Annotated in this window: 17 protein-coding genes; 13 read left to right on the forward strand and 4 right to left on the reverse strand. The window is 60.3% G+C overall.

The genetic code is table 11. The features are described from left to right. Nucleotides 1-21: 21 nt before the first annotated feature. A complete protein-coding gene (locus tag CYD26_RS18350) occupies nt 22-2,787 on the reverse strand; it encodes a response regulator (RefSeq protein ID WP_102053266.1) in 2,766 nt (921 codons plus the stop codon). 215 nt (nt 2,788-3,002) lie between these two features. On the opposite strand from CYD26_RS18350, the gene CYD26_RS18355 reads away from it, so the two are divergent. The 7 genes from CYD26_RS18355 to CYD26_RS18385 all read left to right on the forward strand — a co-directional run bounded on the left by CYD26_RS18355 (nt 3,003) and on the right by CYD26_RS18385 (nt 11,248). After that, nucleotides 3,003-3,719 carry a response regulator transcription factor gene (locus CYD26_RS18355; protein WP_102053267.1) on the forward strand — a complete coding sequence of 239 codons (717 nt, stop codon included), beginning with the start codon at nt 3,003-3,005 and terminating at the stop codon, nt 3,717-3,719. Beyond that, nucleotides 3,720-5,132, forward strand: coding sequence for a cell wall metabolism sensor histidine kinase WalK (locus CYD26_RS18360; RefSeq protein ID WP_305886600.1), 1,413 nt, complete (start codon nt 3,720-3,722; stop codon nt 5,130-5,132). A gap of 34 nt (nt 5,133-5,166) precedes the next feature. After that, entirely contained in the window at nt 5,167-6,069 is a 903-nt protein-coding gene (gene cysM, locus CYD26_RS18365; RefSeq protein ID WP_065761440.1) for a cysteine synthase CysM, read from the forward strand. Beyond that, nucleotides 6,069-7,427, forward strand: a complete 1,359-nt coding sequence (gene rlmD / locus CYD26_RS18370; protein ID WP_102053268.1) for a 23S rRNA (uracil(1939)-C(5))-methyltransferase RlmD — start codon at nt 6,069-6,071, stop codon at nt 7,425-7,427. The genes cysM and rlmD overlap by 1 nt, the downstream gene beginning before the upstream one ends. A 100-nt stretch (nt 7,428-7,527) precedes the next feature. Continuing rightward, nucleotides 7,528-9,768, forward strand: a complete 2,241-nt coding sequence (relA, locus tag CYD26_RS18375; RefSeq protein ID WP_065761442.1) for a GTP diphosphokinase — start codon at nt 7,528-7,530, stop codon at nt 9,766-9,768. Between the two features lie 83 nt (nt 9,769-9,851). Continuing rightward, a complete protein-coding gene (gene mazG, locus CYD26_RS18380; RefSeq protein WP_102053285.1) occupies nt 9,852-10,682 on the forward strand; it encodes a nucleoside triphosphate pyrophosphohydrolase in 831 nt (276 codons plus the stop codon). A gap of 26 nt (nt 10,683-10,708) precedes the next feature. Further along, on the forward strand, nt 10,709-11,248 hold the full coding sequence (locus CYD26_RS18385; RefSeq protein WP_065761444.1) for a DUF2058 domain-containing protein: 540 nt from the start codon (nt 10,709-10,711) through the stop codon (nt 11,246-11,248). Nucleotides 11,249-11,341: 93 nt separating this feature from the next. Here CYD26_RS18385 and CYD26_RS18390 read toward each other — a convergent pair whose 3' ends face one another. The 3 genes from CYD26_RS18390 to purM are packed head-to-tail and all read right to left on the reverse strand — an operon-like array spanning nt 11,342 to nt 13,772. Beyond that, nucleotides 11,342-12,052, reverse strand: a complete 711-nt coding sequence (locus CYD26_RS18390) for a DUF3108 domain-containing protein (RefSeq protein ID WP_065761445.1) — start codon at nt 12,050-12,052, stop codon at nt 11,342-11,344. Nucleotides 12,053-12,060: 8 nt separating this feature from the next. Then, a complete protein-coding gene (gene purN / locus CYD26_RS18395) occupies nt 12,061-12,714 on the reverse strand; it encodes a phosphoribosylglycinamide formyltransferase (protein ID WP_102053269.1) in 654 nt (217 codons plus the stop codon). Next, entirely contained in the window at nt 12,714-13,772 is a 1,059-nt protein-coding gene (purM, locus tag CYD26_RS18400; RefSeq protein WP_099775564.1) for a phosphoribosylformylglycinamidine cyclo-ligase, read from the reverse strand. The genes purN and purM overlap by 1 nt, the downstream gene beginning before the upstream one ends. Before the next feature lie 343 nt (nt 13,773-14,115). On the opposite strand from purM, the gene CYD26_RS18405 reads away from it, so the two are divergent. The 6 genes from CYD26_RS18405 (at nt 14,116) to CYD26_RS18430 (ending at nt 19,200) form a co-directional block, all read left to right on the forward strand. Continuing rightward, nucleotides 14,116-15,168 carry a DUF2066 domain-containing protein gene (locus CYD26_RS18405; RefSeq protein WP_102053270.1) on the forward strand — a complete coding sequence of 351 codons (1,053 nt, stop codon included), beginning with the start codon at nt 14,116-14,118 and terminating at the stop codon, nt 15,166-15,168. Nucleotides 15,169-15,180: 12 nt separating this feature from the next. Then, on the forward strand, nt 15,181-16,254 hold the full coding sequence (locus tag CYD26_RS18410; protein WP_099775563.1) for an AI-2E family transporter: 1,074 nt from the start codon (nt 15,181-15,183) through the stop codon (nt 16,252-16,254). A 156-nt stretch (nt 16,255-16,410) separates the two neighbouring features. Further along, nucleotides 16,411-17,115, forward strand: a complete 705-nt coding sequence (gene hda, locus CYD26_RS18415; RefSeq protein ID WP_065760513.1) for a DnaA regulatory inactivator Hda — start codon at nt 16,411-16,413, stop codon at nt 17,113-17,115. Between the two features lie 114 nt (nt 17,116-17,229). Continuing rightward, nucleotides 17,230-17,865 carry a C40 family peptidase gene (locus tag CYD26_RS18420; protein ID WP_065760514.1) on the forward strand — a complete coding sequence of 212 codons (636 nt, stop codon included), beginning with the start codon at nt 17,230-17,232 and terminating at the stop codon, nt 17,863-17,865. A gap of 132 nt (nt 17,866-17,997) precedes the next feature. Next, on the forward strand, nt 17,998-18,534 hold the full coding sequence (locus CYD26_RS18425; RefSeq protein WP_099775561.1) for a C40 family peptidase: 537 nt from the start codon (nt 17,998-18,000) through the stop codon (nt 18,532-18,534). 18 nt (nt 18,535-18,552) lie between these two features. Then, complete coding sequence (locus tag CYD26_RS18430) at nt 18,553-19,200, forward strand: O-methyltransferase (protein ID WP_099775560.1); 648 nt, start codon at nt 18,553-18,555, stop codon at nt 19,198-19,200. Nucleotides 19,201-19,275 lie beyond the last annotated feature (75 nt).

The following is a 19,275-nucleotide window of genomic DNA, read 5'->3' on the forward strand; positions in this document are numbered from 1 at the left end:
CGCTGCTGGCTTTGCCTCAGGTCAGACGCTCAGCCGCGCCTGGGCGCTGAGCCGGGCAAGGGCGCGATCCAGTTCGTCGAGGGCCTGTTGGGCTTGCGGCGCATTTTGTTTAAGTAACGTCTCGCAGCGCTGGCAGGCGGCGCGCAGTTGCGGCACACCACAATAGCGGGTGGCGCCATTGAGACGGTGAACCCGTTCGATCAGCGCGGTGCGGTCACTCGCATGGCGTGCGGTACGGATGGCATCGCGGTCGGCGTCCAGTGAGGCCAGCAGCATTGCCAGCATGTCAGCCGCCAGGTCCGGTTTACCAGCGGCCAGACGCAGGCCTTCTTCCGGGTCGAGTACTTTGAGTTCGGCACTGTCGACCGGGCGCTCGCTGAAACGTTCTACAGGCGGCTTGGCCAGTGAGAGCCCCGTCCATTTCAGCAGGACCTGGGCCAATTGCCGCTCACTGACTGGCTTGGTCAGGTAGTCGTCCATACCGCTGTGCAGCAAGGCGAGTTTTTCGTTGGCCATCGCGTGGGCGGTCAGTGCCACGATCGGCAGCGCTGAGCTATCGTTTGCGGTTTCCCAGAGACGTATTTGTTCGGTGCATTCGCGCCCGTCCATGCCCGGCATCTGTACGTCCATCAGAACGAGGTCGAAGCAGTCCTCCTGTACCGCCTTGATCGCCGCGCTGCCGCTATCGACGGCCTCTACCGAGGCGCCAAGGTCTTCCAACAGTGTTTGTACCAGGAGCAGGTTGGCAGGGTTGTCGTCGACACACAGCACTTTGGGTTGGCGCTGCCCCGGCACTTGACGCGTCAGTTCTGCCTCACTGCGTCGTGGTTCGGTCAAATCCAGCAGGGCGCGGCGCAGTTTGCGGGTACAGGTTGGTTTGACCTGCAATTGGCTGTGCGGGTTCGGCAGGCAGGCTTGAAACGCGCGTTGCTCGGTGGTCGGGCACAGCACCATGGTCTGGCAACCCTGTTTTTCGAGGGTTTGCACGTGCTGTCCAAGTCGCTCAGGGGACAGGTTGGCAAGGCTTACGCCGAGCACCGCCAGCTCAAATGGCTGGCCGGCCAGGCGAGCCGCATCCATGCCATTGAGCAACTGATCGAGCGTGTTGAACACCGTAATGCTCAGCCCGCAGTCCTGCAGTTGGTGCTGCAGGGCCTGGCACGCCAGGGGGTGCGGGTCGATTATGGCGGTGCGGCGTCCCTGCAGCGACGATGGCGGCAGGTCTTCAGCATCATCCAGGGCTTTAGGCAAGCGTAGGCTGACCCAGAACTGAGAGCCTTCGCCCGGGGTACTGTCGACACCAATTTCGCCGCCCATCTGTTCAATCAGTCGCTTGGAAATCACCAGCCCTAGCCCCGTTCCACCTGGCTGGCGGGAGAGGGAGTTATCGGCTTGGCTGAATGCCTGGAACAGGGCACGCACGTCTTGCGGCGACAGCCCGATGCCTGTGTCCTGAACGCTGATGCGCAGGTGGACACTGTCCTCCTGATCATCGTCGTCATCCTCTAGCATCACACGTGCGACGATGGTGCCCTCACGCGTGAACTTGATGGCGTTGCTGACCAGGTTAGTGATGATCTGCTTCAGTCGCAGCGGGTCGCCAACCAGCGACAACGGGGTGTCGCGGTAAATCACGCTGACCAGTTCAAGCTGCTTGGCGTGGGCCGAAGGGGCGAGAATGGTCAGGGTTTCCTGAATGACGTCGCGCAGGTTGAACGGAATACTGTCGAGCACCAGTTTCCCAGCCTCGATTTTCGAGAAGTCGAGAATCTCGTTGATGATGCCCAGCAGGTTGTCGGCAGACTTCTCAATGGTGCCCAGGTACTCAAGCTGGCGCGGGCTAAGCTCGCTTTTCTGCAGCAGGTGAGTAAAACCGAGGATGCCGTTGAGCGGGGTACGGATCTCATGGCTCATGTTGGCCAGAAACTCTGACTTGATCCGGCTGGCTTCCAGGGCTTCCTTGCGCGCCATGTCCAGCTCGATGTTCTGGATTTCGATGGTTTCCAGGTTCTGGCGAACATCCTCTGTTGCCTGGTCGATGCTGTGCTGCAGTTCTTCATGGGCGTTTTGCAGGGTTTGGGCCATGCGGTTGATGCCGTCGGCCAGCTCGTCCAGTTCGTAACTCCCCAGCGTAGGTAGGCGTTGCTCCAGGTTGCCGTCCTTGAGCTGGTTCACCGCATGCTTGATCTGCCCTAAAGGGCCGTTGATGGTCCGGCTTATGCGCAAGGCAACCAGAGCGGTTACAGCCAGGCCGATGAAAATCAGCAGCATGCTGGCAAAGAGGCTGCGGTAGCCCCGTAGCAGTGTGCCGTCATGGGACAGTTCGACTTCCACCCAGCCGAGCAGGCGGTGGGATTCGCCGGGAATCAATTCGCCCGCCAGATCGCGATGGCGGCCAAATACCGGTAGCAGGTAGCGCGTCGCGTCGCTGCCGCTGCGCTGCAACAACTGGGTTGTGTCGCCATTGGGTGCCTGGTTGAGCATGCTCGGTCCGGCATGGGCAAGGCTGCTGCGGTCGGGCGCAAGAAAACCTACCGCACGTACATCGGCTTGTTCCAGTGCCTGGGCGGCGATGCGCTCCAGTTGTGCGGGGTTGTTGCTGACCAGTGCCGGTGCCACCAGAGGGGCCAGTTGTTCCGCAATCATCTTGCCGCGTTGCAGCAGTTGGGACTGCAACTCGTTTTGCTGCAGCCAGGTGAAATAGCCACCCAGTACCAGCGCCATCAGGCTGGTCGGCAAGAGCGCGAGCAACAGCACACGGCTTCTGATACCCAATCTATTCAGCACGCCACTCTCCTGTGCTCAGGCAATTGCTGTAAGACGCCGTAAGATCGAAGTGGCGGCCCAAGTCGGAAAATTACCGCGACTACCGAAGCAATGCACTCATTTGTATCTACTTTTATCTTTCTGTGGGAATTTTCCTAGATGTTTGTCGGTAATTGGTTGCTTGATGCGTATGTAATCTGAATAATCATGTTATTGAGAATTACTAGCGTCTACCAATGAGTCCCGTAATTACGCCTGTCCCCAACATTCTTGCAATTGAAGACGACCCGATCCTGGGTAGCTACGTGCATGAACAGATGCAACGCAGTGGCTTTCGGGTGACCTGGTGCCGGGATGGCGGTGAGGGGTTGGCGCTGGCAACGCGTGAGCCTTTCGATGTCGTGTTGATGGATATCCTGCTGCCGGGATTGAATGGCCTGGATGCCTTGTCGCAGTTGCGTGCGTGCAGTTCGACGCCGGTCATTCTGATGTCCGCCCTGGGCGCGGAGGCCGACCGTATCAGTGGCTTTCAGCGAGGCGCGGACGATTACTTGCCCAAGCCCTTCAGCATTGCTGAGTTACGGGTGCGGGTCGAAGCGATCCTGCGCCGGGTTGCACTGGAGCGACGCCACCAGCAACCCGAGCCGATGCTTTCAGGCGGGCTGCTGTTCGATGAGCGGATCACTGATGTGTGTTTCGAGCAACGCTGGGCCGGGCTGACCCCCAGTGAATATCGCCTGCTGGAAACCCTTCAGCGCAATGTCGAAGAGGTACTGAGCAAGCCGTTCCTCTACCAGCAGGTACTGCAGCGCGGTTACTCCCGGCACGACCGTAGCCTGGATATGCATGTGAGCCAGATTCGCCGGAAACTGAAGCGCATTGGTTACCTGGAGCGGCAAGTGCTGACTGTTTGGGGCAAAGGCTACCGGCTCAGCGCTGTCGAGGCCGGTTAAGTGCCCGGTCGTTATTCACTGTTCTGGAAGCTGGCCGTTCTGCTGGTGGGCTTCTGCCTGCTGATGATCGCGTTGAGCTGGACCTGGGGCCGTCAAATGGAGACCCGTACAGCCTTTCTCTCAAGCACCGCACGAGCAACGCTCGAGGCGTATGCAGCAGACGCCGAACAGGCCTGGCGAGGCGGCTCAGAGGCGGCGGTCGATGCTTGGCTGGAAGGTATGCGTCGCCGTGAAGATGTCTGGGTCGGGGTCATTGGCCGTGATTTGCAATCCCTTGGCAGCCTGCCTTTGAGTGACGCCGAAAGCCAGCGCCTGACCGCCCTGCGCGGGGTTGATTGGCCGATCAGTCGCCGCGCCACGCAGCCCCCCTGGATCAAGCTGCCTTTTCCCCTGGACGCCACTCAGGGCAGTCTGGTCATCGAGTTGCCGCAGCGATTGATGCCCCAGCGCCATGTCACGTTGTTCTGGGCCGTGGTTATCAATGGGCTGATTCCTGGTCTGTTGACGTTACTGTTCTGTGTCGGGCTCTACCGCATGTTGATCATGCCGTTGAACCAACTGCGTCACCAGGCCAACGCCTGGCGGGCCAATCAGCTTTCAGCGCGGGTAGCCAGTACGACCACCAGCCGGCGTGATGAACTTGGCGAGCTGGGGCGTGCATTCGATGATATGGCCCAACGGCTACAACGTACCGTTACTCTGCAGCAGCAGTTGCTGCGAGACTTGTCTCATGAGTTGCGTACGCCCCTCAGTCGGTTGCGTGTTGCCTGTGACTCGGAGGTTGATGAGCGGGGCTTGCGTGAGCGCTTGAGCCGCGAGGTTGACGGCATGCAGCGGCTGGTTGAAGATGCGCTGCAACTGGCATGGCTTGATGCTGAGCAAAGCCCTCTGACCAGGGAGCCGATCCAGGTACAGGCACTGTGGGAGATGCTGGTCGAGGATGCCTGCTTTGAAAGTGGCTGGTCGGCGGATCAACTGCAGTGCTCGCTGGACGGCTCCTGCTGGGTGCTGGGTAACCTCAACAGCCTGGCCCAGGCATTGGAAAACATTCTGCGCAATGCCATCCGGCATTCACCTGCCGAAGGAGTGATTCGCCTGAGTGGGCGCCGTAGCGGCAGCCTGTGGGTACTCTGGATAGACGATCAGGGGGGCGGCGTGGCCAAGGGCGAACTGGAGCGTATTTTTGATCCTTTTGCCCGGTTGGATGGTTCACGCCCCGGTGATGGCGGCTTTGGCCTGGGGTTGAGCATCGCCCGCAATGCGCTGACGCGCCAAGGCGGGCAGCTATGGGCGCAGAATACTGATGAAGGTCTGCGGCTGCTGATGCAATTGCCTGCTGCAACCGAGCTTATAGCTCAAGACTATAAGGAGCATACATTGCGTGATATGGGCGCACGCCGTTTGCCGGTATGATGAATACCCCCGCAGTCTGGATTGCGAATACGCCATGACCTTGCAGTACCCTACGATCGCCGATTGCGTCGGCAACACGCCCTTGGTTCGCCTGCAGCGCATTGCTGGCGATACGAGCAACACCCTCCTGCTCAAGCTTGAAGGCAATAACCCGGCAGGTTCGGTCAAGGACCGGCCAGCGTTGTCGATGATTACCCGTGCCGAACTGCGCGGGCAGATCAAGCCGGGTGACACCCTGATCGAAGCGACCTCGGGTAATACCGGGATTGCCCTGGCCATGGCAGCGGCGATCAAGGGCTACAAGATGATTCTGATCATGCCGGACAACTCCAGCGCCGAGCGCAAGGCGGCCATGACCGCCTATGGTGCCGAGCTGATCCTGGTCAGTAAGGAAGAGGGCATGGAAGGTGCCCGTGATCTGGCCGGGCGGCTGCAGGCCGAAGGCCGTGGCCAGGTGCTCGACCAGTTCGGCAATGGTGATAACCCTGAAGCCCATTACGTCAGCACTGGCCCGGAAATCTGGCGCCAGACCCAGGGCACCATTACCCATTTCATCAGCTCCATGGGTACCACCGGTACCATCATGGGCTGCTCGCGCTACCTGAAGGAGCAGAACCCGGCGGTGCAGATCGTCGGCCTGCAGCCGATGGAAGGTTCTGCTATTCCTGGCATTCGCCGTTGGCCGCACGAGTACCTGCCGAAAATCTTCGAGGCCGAGCGCGTTGACCGTGTGGTCGATATGTCCCAGGCCGAGGCAGAAGACACCACCCGCCGTCTGGCCCGTGAAGAAGGTATTTTCTGTGGCGTGTCCTCTGGCGGTGCCGTGGCGGCCATGTTGCGCCTGTCTCGCGAGGTAGAGAACGCGGTCATGGTGGCGATCATTTGCGACCGTGGCGACCGTTACTTGTCGACCGGCATTTTTGACGCTGGTAACTGATGTCCAAGAATAAACGTAATAGCGGCCTGCGCTTTCAGCCGGCCGGCGGCAGCCGTACCCCACAGGTTCCTGTTGGCAAGAAGCAGCGCCTGACACTCGAACGCTTGTCCGGCGACGGCCGTGGCATCGCATTTGTTGAGGGGCGTACCTGGTTTGTCAGCGGTGCGCTGGCGGGTGAAGAGGTCGAAGCGCGGGTGCTCAGCGCCCATGGCAAGGTGGTCGAGGCACGTCTGGAGCGTGTATTCAGCGCCAGCCCGCTGCGGCGTACGGCCCCTTGCGCGCATGCGGCCCGTTGCGGTGGCTGCAACCTGCAGCACCTGCCCCATGCCGAGCAGTTGGCGCTCAAGCAGCGCCTGCTCGCCGAACAGTTGCAGCGTGTAGCGGGCGTTGAGCCTGAGCACTGGGCACCGCCGCTGAGTGGGCCTGAGTTCGGCTACCGGCGGCGTGCGCGCGTTGCAGTGCGTTGGGATGCCCGCGCCAAACACCTGGAGGTTGGTTTCCGTGCCGAGGCCAGTCAGGATATCGTTGCGATCGATGAATGTCCGGTGCTGGTCGACGCCCTGCAGCCGATCATGCAGCAGTTGCCTGCCGTGTTGCGCGGCTTGCGCAAACCTCAAGTGATCGGCCATGTCGAATTGTTCAGCGGTACGGCGCTGGCGCTGTTGCTGCGCCATACCGCTCCGCTGGCGGAGGGCGATCTACAGCAACTGCAGGCGTTCTGTAACGACGCTGGCGTGCAACTCTGGTTGCAGGGAGAGGGTGAGCCGACCGCGGTTGATCCGAGCCAGGCGTTGGGTTTTGTTCTTGAGCCGTGGGGCCTGGAGCTGGCCTACCGCCCAGGTGACTTCGTTCAGGTCAATGCCCAGGTCAATACCGCGATGATCGAACAGGCACTGGCCTGGCTGGCACCGCAGAATGACGAGCGTGTGCTTGACCTGTTCTGCGGCCTGGGTAACTTCGCTTTGCCACTCGCCCGACAAGCCCGTGAAGTCGTGGCGGTGGAAGGGGTGCAGACCATGGTCGATCGTGCCGCGGAAAACGCCCGCAGTAATAATTTGCATAACGTGCGCTTTTTTCAGGCCGATTTGTCCCAACCTCTGGCAGGCATGGAGTGGGCCGGTGAGGGCTTTTCTGCGGTACTCTTGGATCCACCACGGGACGGTGCGCTTGAGGTGGTCAGAAATATTGCGAACCTGGGTGCCAAGCGTCTGGTCTATGTTTCGTGTAACCCGGCCACTCTGGCGCGCGATACCCAAGCGTTGCTCGGGCAGGGTTACCGGTTAAAGTGTGCCGGGATACTCGACATGTTTCCTCAGACGGCCCATGTCGAGGCCATGGCGTTATTCGAGGCGGGCTAGCGTAGCAAGCCCGTTCGGCGGTTGCCCCTTGGATCCGGCAGGGGCAACGCCTGTGATTTCAAGCGCATTACGTATGCGCGGTAGGGAAAGGTAAACAAAGATGGTACAGGTGAGAGTGCACCAGCCGGTCAACACCGACGGTAGTATCAATCTCGAGGCATGGCTGGATCATGTGGTCAGCGTCGATACGGCGCTGGACCGGGAAGCCCTCAAGGCCGCCTGTGAGTTCACCCAGGATGTCGAGAAAAAGGGCAACCCGGCCAAGCATTCCTGGGCCGACGGTACGTCGAGTTTTCAGGCCGGGCTTGAGATCGCGGAAATTCTCGCTGATCTGAAGCTTGATCAGGATTCTCTGGTGGCCGCGGTCATCTATCGCTCTGTGCGCGAAGGCAAGGTAACCCTGGCCGAGGTGGGCCAGCGCTTTGGTCAGGTCGTGTCCAAGCTGATCGATGGTGTGCTGCGTATGGCGGCCATCACCGATAGCCTCAATCCGCGTCATTCCTTGGTACTTGGCTCTCAGGCGCAGGTTGAAAACCTGCGCAGGATGCTCGTGGCCATGGTCGACGATGTGCGCGTGGCCCTGATCAAGCTGGCTGAGCGCACGTGTGCGATCCGTGCGGTGAAGAGTGCCGACGACGAGAAGCGCCACCGGGTCGCCCGCGAAGTGTTCGATATCTACGCGCCGTTGGCGCATCGCCTGGGTATCGGGCATATCAAGTGGGAGCTGGAAGACCTGTCCTTCCGCTACCTGGAGCCTGAACAGTACAAGCAGATCGCCAAGTTGCTGCATGAGCGCCGGCTGGATCGCGAGCGCTTCATTTCTGATGTCATGAATCAGCTGCAGAACGAACTGCTGGCTACCGGGGTCAAGGCTGACATCAGTGGCCGTGCCAAGCATATCTATTCGATCTGGCGCAAAATGCAGCGCAAGGGCCTGGAGTTCAGCCAGATCTACGACGTGCGGGCGGTGCGCGTGCTGGTTCCGGAAATGCGCGACTGTTACACCGCGCTGGGTATCGTGCATACCCTTTGGCGGCACATTCCCAAGGAGTTCGACGACTACATCGCCAACCCCAAGGAGAATGGTTACCGCTCCCTGCATACTGCGGTTATCGGCCCAGAGGGCAAGGTACTGGAGGTTCAGATCCGTACCCACGCCATGCATGAAGAGGCCGAGCTCGGCGTCTGTGCGCATTGGCGCTACAAGGGCACGGATGTCAAATCCAGCTCCAACCACTATGAAGAGAAAATTTCCTGGCTGCGTCAGGTCCTCGAGTGGCATGAAGAGCTGGGCGATATTGGTGGCCTGGCTGAACAGTTGCGGGTCGACATCGAGCCGGATCGGGTCTATGTCTTTACCCCGGACGGGCATGCCATTGACCTGCCCAAGGGCGCGACCCCGCTCGACTTCGCCTACCGCGTGCATACCGAAATTGGCCACAACTGCCGCGGCGCCAAGATCAATGGGCGGATCGTACCCCTCAACTACAGCCTGCAGACCGGTGAGCAGGTCGAAATCATCACCAGCAAGCACGGTAATCCGAGCCGGGACTGGCTGAACACGAACCTGGGCTATGTCACCACCTCGCGGGCACGGGCCAAGATCGTACACTGGTTCAAGCTGCAGGCTCGTGATCAGAACGTTGCCGCAGGCAAGACCTTGCTTGAGCGTGAGCTCACGCGGCTCGGTCTGCCCCAGGTGGACTTTGAGCGCCTGGCGGAAAAAGCCAACGTCAAGACCGCCGAGGATATGTTTGCCTCGTTGGGCGCGGGCGACCTGCGCCTGGCTCATTTGGTCAACGCCGCACAGCAACTGGTGGAGCCGGAGCGTGTTGAGCAACTGGAGTTCATCACCCGCAAGGCGACCGGTATCAAACCGGGCAAGCGCGGTGATATCCAGATCCAGGGCGTGGGTAACCTGCTGACGCAGATGGCGGGTTGCTGCCAACCGCTGCCGGGTGATGCCATCGTTGGCTATATCACCCAGGGCCGCGGCGTGACCATCCACCGCCAGGATTGCGCTTCGGCGTTGCAGTTGGCGGGGCGTGAGCCGGAGCGGATCATTCAGGTAAGCTGGGGGCCGGTACCGGTGCAGACGTATCCGGTGGATATCGTCATCCGTGCCTACGACCGTCCGGGCTTGCTGCGTGACGTCTCTCAAGTGCTGCTTAACGAGAAGATCAACGTGCTGGCGGTCAACACCCGCTCGAACAAGGAAGATAATACCGCGCTGATGTCGCTGACCATCGAAATCCCGGGGCTTGATGCACTAGGACGCTTGTTGGGGCGTATTTCGCAATTGCCGAACATCATCGAGACGCGGCGTAATCGTACTTCCTGAGGTGCTTTCGCCCGCACTGCCAGTTTCCCCGGGAGCAGCAGTGCGGGCGATGATGCCAGGCCCTCCGACACAGAGAACCCATGATGTACACCCTAGACGACCTGCTTCATCTCATGGCGCGCCTGCGTGATCCGCAGTACGGTTGCCCGTGGGACCTCAAGCAGACCTACGCGAGCATTGTTCCCTACACGCTTGAAGAAGCCTACGAGGTGGCTGATGCCATCGAGCGCAGTGATTTCGAGCACCTGCAAGGTGAGTTGGGCGATCTGCTGTTTCAGGTGGTGTATTACAGCCAATTGGCCCGGGAGGAGGGGCGTTTCGAGTTTGAGGCTGTAGTCGATAGCATCACTCGCAAACTGATTCGTCGTCATCCCCATGTGTTTCCAACGGGGGAGCTGTATGCGCCGCTGGATACGCCGCGCCTCGATGAAGGCCAGGTCAAGCAGCGCTGGGAAGAAATCAAGGCTCAGGAGCGCGCCGAGAAGGCCGAGCCTGAGCAGTTGTCGCTGCTCGATGACGTGCCGGCAGCCTTGCCGGCCTTGTCGCGAGCGGCCAAGCTGCAAAAGCGAGCGGCTCAGGTCGGCTTTGACTGGCCTGATGCCTTGCCCGTGTTGGACAAGGTCCGTGAGGAGCTCGATGAAGTGCTCCAGGCCATGGCCGACAATGACCCGGCGGCATTGGCCGACGAGGTGGGTGACTTGTTGTTTGCCGCCGTCAATCTGGCGCGGCATGTGAAAGTCGATCCGGAAACAGCGCTGCGTAGCGCCAATGGCAAGTTCGAAAGACGCTTCCGTTTTATCGAACAGGCATTGCGCGATATGGGCCGTCCGATTGAAGATTGCACCCTCGAAGACTTGGACGCGCTCTGGGGCGAGGCCAAACGTCAGGAAAAGAACCTGTCCAGCTGCGGCTGAACTGTTGCATAAGTGAGTAAGCATCCATGAGTCTTTCCCTTCGTGACCAATTGCTCAAGGCCGGTCTGGTCAACCAGAAGCAGGTCAAGCAGGTCACCAAAGAGCAGAAGAAGCAAAAACGCCTGGAGCATAAAGGCCAGGTAGAAGTTGATGACACCCAGCAGCGGCTGGCCAAGGAAGCCATGGCCGAGAAGGCCAAGCGCGACCAGGAGCTGAACCGTCAGCAGCAGGAGAAGGCCGAGCAGAAGGCCCGTGCTGCTCAGGTCAAGCAACTGATTGAAGTGTCGCGCTTGCCCAAGCTGAACACTGAGGACTACTACAACTTCGTGGACGACAAGAAGGTCAAGCGCCTGTCGGTCAACGCCCTGATGCGGAGCAAGCTGAGCAGTGGCTCGTTGGCTATCGTTCATCATGGTGGAGGTTACGAAGTGATTCCACGTGAAGCTGCGCTGAAGATCCAGGAGCGCGATCCCAAGCGTATCGTCCTGCTCAACACTCAGGTTGAGGAGCCGGATGCCGATGATCCGTACGCGGCCTATCAGATCCCTGATGATCTGATGTGGTAAAGCGACAAACCCCGCTTCGGCGGGGTTTGTCGTTATTGGCGCTGATACTGAAAACCCCGCACAGCGCGGGGTTTTCAGGTGTGCTGTCGGGCTTCAGTTGCCTTTGACAGGTTTTCCGTCGACCGTACCGTCCTGCAGTATGATCACGTATTCCTTGCCGTCGGTTTCAACCTGGCGCAGTTGTACCAGCAGGTAGTCCCAGTCCTTGGCGAACCACAGTTCAGTGATGCGCTTGCTCTGGCTTGGGTCGCGTACGCGCTCGACCTTGATGGCGTCAACCTGGCCGGCCTTGGTCGAGACTTTCTCGGTGCCCAGGACGCGGAAGTCGTAGGTGTCGATCTCGTCGCCATCGACCACTTGGTAGCTGATGCTTTTCTTGCCAGCGGCAACGTCATGTTGCAGTGCAAGCTGATACGAGGACTTGTCCAGCACGCCACGGTTGAGTGGCAGCTTTACGGCATCTCCACGGTCGGTGCCGGTGATCATGTTGCTTGACCAGTCGAAGTCCAGATCAACTTTTTTCGCCTTGCCCAAGCCGCCACGTTCGAAGTGGTAGGTTTGTGGCAGCAGGGTGTCCTTGTCCATGCGCAAGGTGCTTTGCTCGGTCAGGCTGGCGATCATCATCGCGGCCTTGAAGTTGAGGCTCCAGGTACCGTTGGCATTCTTGACCAGGCTGCGCTCGGCGGTGCCGCTCATGGGCAGCTGTTTCCAGTCGGCGGTGTAGCTGGCCGAGTAGGGCTTCAGCTCGGCTGCCTGAAGCGGTAACGCAAGCACGGCGAGGGCGAAAAGCAGAGCGCGACGCATAAAATCTCCTAGGGTCGAATCAAGTGGCCGCTGGCCGCCAGAGGCTGGCCATCCATTAACGCACCGGTTTCGCCCAAGCGTAAACGACCTTCAGCGAACCAGCGAACAGCCAGCGGGTAAATCTGATGTTCCTGGCGGTGAACCCTTTGTGCCAGGCTTTCTGGCGTGTCGTCCAACTCTACCGGTATTACTGCTTGTACGACCAGTGGTCCGCCGTCGAGTTCCTCGGTGACGAAGTGGACACTGCAGCCATGTTCGCGATCGCCGGCTTCCAGCGCGCGTTGATGGGTGTGCAGGCCCTTGTACTTGGGCAGTAGGGAGGGGTGGATGTTCAACAGCCGGCCCTGATAGTGGCGGACGAATCCGACACTGAGAATGCGCATGAACCCGGCCAGTACGACCAGTTGCGGTGAGTAGCCGTCGATCAGCTCGATCAACGCCGCATCGAACGCCTCGCGGCCATCGAAGGCCTTGTGGTCGAGTACGGCGGTGTCGATGCCTGCATCGCGGGCGCGTTGCAGGCCGTAGGCATCGGCGCGGTTGGAAATCACCGCGCGGATCCGCACCGGGTTGCCCTCGGTGCGGGTGCTGTCGATCAGCGCTTGCAGGTTGCTGCCGGAACCCGACAGCAGTACCACTACATCACAGAGCGTGCTCGGCATTAGTGCGCCTTGAGGTTTTTCAGCTCGACCTGGGCAGCGCCCTCGGCAGCGGCGGCGATCTGGCCGATCACCCATGGCTGCTCGCCGGCTTCACGCAGCACGTCCAGCGCGCGCTGGACATCGTCCTGAGCCACGCAGATGACCATGCCGACGCCGCAGTTCAGTACGCGGTGCATTTCGGTCTCGTTGACGTTGCCTTGCTCTTGCAGCCAGTTGAACACGGCTGGACGCTCCCAGCTGGCGACATCGACAACCGCCTGTGCGCCTTTTGGCAGTACACGCGGGATGTTGTCGAGCAGGCCGCCGCCGGTGATGTGCGCCATGGCCTTGACCGCGCCAGTCTCCTTGATCAGCTTGAGCAGTGGCTTGACGTAGATGCGGGTCGGGGCCATCAGCAGGTCGGTCAGCGGTTTGCCGTCGAGCTGGATGTTCTCGATGTCCGCGCCAGCGACTTCGATGATCTTGCGGATCAGCGAGTAGCCGTTGGAGTGCGGGCCGGACGATGGCAGGGCGATCAGCGCGTCGCCGTTGGCAACACGGGAGCCGTCGATGATGTCGGCTTTCTCGACCACGCCGACGCAGAAGCCTGCCAGGTCGTAGTCTTCGCCTTCGTACATGCCCGGCATTTCGGCGGTTTCACCACCGACCAGCGAGCAGCCAGCCAGTTCGCAACCCGCGCCAATACCGGTAACCACCTGGGCTGCGGTGTCGACGTTGAGCTTGCCAGTGGCATAGTAGTCAAGGAAGAACAGTGGCTCGGCGCCACAGACCACCAGGTCGTTCACGCACATGGCGACCAGGTCGATGCCGATGCTGTCGTGCTTGTTCAGGTTCAGCGCCAGACGCAGCTTGGTGCCGACACCGTCGGTACCCGAGACCAGAACCGGCTGTTTGTAGCCGGCCGGGATTTCGCAGAGGGCGCCAAAACCGCCCAGGCCGCCCATGACTTCCGGGCGCGCCGTGCGCTTGGCCACGCCTTTGATGCGTTCGACCAATGCTTCACCGGCGTCGATGTCTACACCGGCGTCCTTGTAGCTCAGGGAGGGTTGCTTGCTCATGATCCAGGCCTTTAGGGGGGAGGGATTCGGGGGAATCGACCGTGACCTGCCAGGCAAAGCGGAGGTTTTCCTGCTGCCTGACCGTCGCCGGTCTGCGAAGGCGCGCGATTTTATCAGGGTTACCGGGTAGCGGCCATCCTCAGGCCGACGGGTAGAGCCTCAATCGACAGAAAAATGATGATTAACCACCTGCGACTGGTTGCCGCGCCATGGGCTGTATAAGGTATAGCCATGGTGTACTGATGAAAATGCCGTGACGATTGAATGTTTTACCGGGGCCTGTGGTCTCAACCCCGGGCGCGGTCAAGCGGTGCCTCTATTTATGAATGGACGGGAGTCCCACATGCGTTTGTGCTCATATCTGGTCCTCGGCTGTGTCGCGCTGTTTGGCCTGACCGCTCAGGCCGAAACCCTCTCCGGTTTGTACCAGGTGCGTCAACCGGTCAGCGGCCAAGGCGCCGAGGCACGCACCCAGGCTACCGAACAGGCGCTCAATACCCTGGTGTTGCGCCTGACCGGTGACAGTAAAGCCCTGCAGAACCCCGCCGTCGTGGCCCTTCGCAAAGACCCGCAACAGATCATCAGTCAGTTTGGCTATGAAGCCGGCCCGCCCGAAACCCTGTTGGTGGACTTCGACCCGGGCACAACTGATCGGGCGCTGCGCCAGGCGGGCTTGGCCCTGTGGGGGAATAATCGTCCGGCGATTCTCGGTTGGTGGTTGAACGATAGCGCTGAAGGTTCGAACCTGGTCGGCGACGGGCAAAGCAGTGCCGCGGCGTTGCGTCGTGCGGCCCAGCACCGTGGTCTGCCTCTGCGCTTGCCGCTGGGTGATCTGGGCGAGCAGTTGGTCGCTACCGCGAAAAACCTGGAAGGTACCGACCCGGCGCCGTTGCGCGATGCCTCCGAGCGTTATGGTGCCGATGCGTTGTTGGCAGTGCATGCCACCGAGGCCGACGGCAAATGGCAGGGTACCTGGCGCCTCTGGCAGGGCGACCAGCGTGAGCAGGGCAAGGTTGAGGGTGCGGACCCAGCAGCCCTGGCCGATGCGGTAATGCTGGCAGTGAGCAGTCGTTTGGCGTCGCGATTCGTTGCGCGCCCGGGAGCCAGCAGTGAAATGCAGCTACAGGTGCAAGGTGCGAATCTGGAGCGTTATGCCGAGTTGGGCCGTGTGCTGGAGCCATTTGGTGCACGCTTGGTCAGTGCCGAGAAGGACGTACTGACCTACTCGGTCACCGGTAGCAGTGAGCAACTGCGTGCCCAGCTTGGCCTGGCCAGGTTGCAGGAGGTGCCTGCAAGCACGCCGATCGCGACTGCGCCGGTCAGCGCTGATCCGGCGGTTGCCGGTACAAGCGCTGCGTCTGTTCAGCCGTTCAATGGCCTGCGTTTTCGCTGGTAAAGGGAGTTACTGATGACGGGTACGCGCCGCTGGGTGTGGTTGGGCATGGCGTTGCTCTGTGCAGCCCTGGTGTATTGGTTGCACGCGATTCTCTCGCCATTCCTGGTCGGGATCATGCTGGCGTACCTGGCCGACCCGCTGGTTGATCGGCTGGAACGTGCAGGGCTGTCACGCACCTGGGGTGTGGTAGTGGTCTTCAGCCTGTTCGGACTGGTGTTGCTGGCCCTGTTGCTGGTGTTGATTCCCATGCTGGCCAAGCAACTGGTGCGGCTCTATGAGCTGACACCGCAGATGCTGGATTGGTTGCAACACGTAGCATTGCCCTGGGTGCAGGCGCGCCTGGGGCTGGCGGACGGTTTCTGGCGTTTCGACAAGGTCAAGGCCGCGATCAGTGCGCATATGGGGCAAACCAGCGACATCGTCGGTGTGGTGTTGTCTCAGGCGACGGCATCGGGCCTGGCGTTGCTCGGCTGGTTGGCCAACCTGGTCTTGATTCCAGTGGTGGGTTTCTACCTGCTGCGCGATTGGGACCTGATGATGGCCCGGTTGCGCAGCCTGTTGCCGCGTCAGCGTGAGGCCCAAGTGGTCGTGCTGGCTGGCGAGTGTCACGAAGTGCTGGGGGCGTTCGTTCGTGGCCAGTTGCTGGTAATGCTGGCGCTGGGCGTGATCTATGCGGCCGGGTTGATGCTGGTCGGGCTTGAGCTCGGCTTGTTGATCGGTGTGCTGGCCGGGCTGGCCGCCATCGTGCCGTACATGGGGTTTATCATCGGCATTGGCGCGGCAATAGTCGCCGGGCTGTTCCAGTTTGGCGGCGAGTTGTATCCGCTGCTCGGCATTGTCGCCGTGTTCATGATTGGCCAGATGCTCGAAGGGATGGTGTTGACGCCCATGCTGGTCGGCGATCGCATTGGCCTGCACCCGGTGGCGGTGATTTTCGCCATACTTGCCGGCGGTGAGTTGTTCGGCTTTACCGGTGTGTTGCTGGCCTTGCCTGTTGCGGCGGTGATCATGGTTTTGGTGCGGCATGTCCATGACCTTTATAAAGAATCCGATATTTATGCGGGCCAGATCGATCCTGATCTTTAGGCTGATATCAGAAGGCTTGCACTCGCGCCAGGCATCTAATGCAAGCCTTTGATTTTGCTTATGGTCTTCTGCGATTGTGCGAGTGACCTCACGGGTATAAACTTTGCAGACTTTTCAAGAAAGGCCCTTTGCGGCTTCCCAAGCCGCCCAGCCAGCATGAAACCGATCCAGTTGCCCCTGGGTGTGCGTCTACGTGATGACGCCACCTTCATCAACTACTATCCGGGTGCCAACGCCGCAGCATTGGGCTACGTCGAGCGACTCTGCGAAGCCGACGCCGGCTGGACCGAAAGCCTTATCTATCTGTGGGGCAAGCAGGGCGTGGGTCGCACTCACCTGTTGCAAGCGGCCTGCCTGCGTTTTGAGCAGATGGGCGAGCCGGCGGTCTATCTGCCGCTGGCGCAGTTGCTCGACCGTGGCATAGAACTGCTGGATAACCTCGAACAGTACGAACTGGTCTGCCTCGACGACTTGCAGGCCATTGCCGGCAAGCCAGAGTGGGAAGAGGCGATGTTTCACCTGTTCAACCGCCTGCGTGACAGCGGTCGACGGTTGTTGATTGCTGCGTCCAGTTCGCCTCGCGAGCTGCCGATCAAGCTGGCTGACCTCAAGTCGCGCCTGACCATGGCGCTGATCTTCCAGATGCGTGCATTGTCCGATGAAGACAAGCTGCGCGCCCTGCAACTGCGTGCTTCGCGCCGTGGCCTGCACCTGACCGATGAGGTTGGGCACTTCATTCTTACCCGTGGCACCCGCAGCATGAGTGCGCTGTTCGATCTGCTCGAACGCCTCGATCAGGCGTCGCTGCAAGCGCAGCGCAAGCTTACGATCCCCTTTTTAAAGGAGACCCTGGGCTGGTAGCGGCGATCTAGAGCCTCGGCACATAAAAGTCACATTTTTTTCGATTGAATTTGCAAATCGACTCGATAGAGGGCATAGTTTCCCCCTCATTGAACTCTAGACACGGTCGTGCCCATGCTAAATCGCTTCGCACCCCTCGTGCCCCTCGCACTTGTAACCCTGCTTTTTGGCTGCGCGGCGCATAGCCCTGTATCGCAGCAGCAGGAGCAGCAATCCATCGCTGCTCATCACGGTTCGGTCAAATCCTCTGGCACCTCTTCGGTGTTTGATGAAGAACTGGCTACTGAAGAAGAGCTGAGCGAGTTCGGCAGCAGCAAGCCTTACCAGCTGCCTGCGCTGGCCGATAACATTCTTGAGCGCGGTATGTCCCTGATCGGTACCCGTTACCGTTTCGGCGGTACTTCCGAGGCCTCGGGCTTCGATTGCAGCGGTTTCATCGGTTATCTGTTTCGTGAAGAAGCTGGCATGAAGCTGCCTCGCTCTACCCGCGAGATGATCAACGTCAAGGCACCACAGGTTGCGCGTAACAACCTCAAGCCTGGCGATTTGCTGTTCTTCAGCACCAATGGTCGCGGCCGTGTCAGCCACGCCGGTATCTACCTGGGCGACGATCAGTTCATTCACTCCAGCAGCCGTCGTAGCGGTGGTGTGCGAATCGACAGCCTTGGCGATCGCTACTGGAGCAAAACCTTCATCGAAGCCAAGCGCGCGCTGGCAATGGCGGGTCCGACCACCATTTCGCGTAACTGAGCCTCGATCAGGTTTGACACGGCGACGTAGCCCTCGGGTGCGTCGCCGTACTTGTTTTTAGAAAGCGTCTAATCTTCACTACCACTATTTTCTGGCCAAGTGCCAGCCGGCTTCAGACAGGATGCTCTGACTATGTCGATGATGGCGCGTTTCGCTGTACTTGCCCTGGCAGCCCTGCTGGGCGCCTGCTCAACCCAGGCTCCGGCCCCGCGAGTGGTCGAGCCTGCGGTCATGGCACCGCAAGTCTATTTCTCCCCGGTTGCCGAAGATGTACTGTTCCGCGCCTTGGGCCTGGTGGGTACGCCGTATCGTTGGGGTGGCAACACGCCGGACTCCGGATTCGATTGCAGCGGCCTGATCGGCTATGTTTATCGTGATGCCGCAGGTATTTCCCTGCCGCGTTCTACCCGCGAGATGATCGGCATTCGTGCGCCGAACATCGAACGTAATGCGCTGCAGTCTGGCGATCTGGTGTTTTTTGCCACCAATGGTGGCTCCGAGGTCAGCCATGCCGGTATCTATGTGGGCGAAGGGCGTTTTGTCCATGCGCCTCGTACCGGTGGTACGGTGCGACTGGACTACCTCGCGAACAGCTATTGGCAAAAGGCTTACCTGAACGCCAAGCGTGTGCTGCAACCGCCGCAGCCGAACCTGGCACGTAACCCCTGATCTGAATCGAGGTGGGCGATGACCGGTCAGACGCTCTACCTCGACGATGCCCTCTATCACTACCTGCAAGGTGTTTCACTGCGTGAGACGCCGCTGTTGGCGCGTCTGCGTGCTGAAACCCAGGCGTTGCCAGAGGCGCGCTGGCAGGTTGCGCCCGAACAGGGGCAGTTACTCGCCTTGCTGATACGGTTGATCGGTGCCCGTCGAGTCATCGAAGTGGGTACCTTCACTGGCTACAGCGCCCTGTGCATGGCGCAAGCCATGGATGGGGGGCATCTGCTGTGTTGCGACCTGCCAGGCGATTACAACGCCACGGCACAGCGCTACTGGCAAGAGGCCGGTGTTGCCGAGTGTATCGAGTTGCGCCTGGGGCCGGCGCTGCAAACCCTGGCAACACTCGATGCAGAATCCTTCGACTTGATCTTCATTGATGCCGATAAGGCCAATTACCCGCGTTACCTGGAGGAAGCCTTGCGCGTGCTGCGTCCGGGTGGCCTGGTGGTGTTCGACAACACCCTGTGGAGTGGGCGCGTGCTTCAGGTCGTACCGGACAGTGAAGACACCCGTGCAATCCAGGCGCTGAACGCGGCATTGAAGGACGACCTGCGGGTGGATTTGTCGTTGCTGCCGCTGGGGGATGGGCTGACCTTATGCCGCAAGCGCTGAACGTGTCTGTCGCGCCTCGCGCATGGCACGGCGTCAGCAGGTGTTCTGACACCTTTAATTGACGCTCCCGGCCCA

It is taken from the genome of Pseudomonas sp. FFUP_PS_473, assembly GCF_002858665.1.
GTDB classification, from domain to species: domain Bacteria; phylum Pseudomonadota; class Gammaproteobacteria; order Pseudomonadales; family Pseudomonadaceae; genus Aquipseudomonas; species Aquipseudomonas defluvii.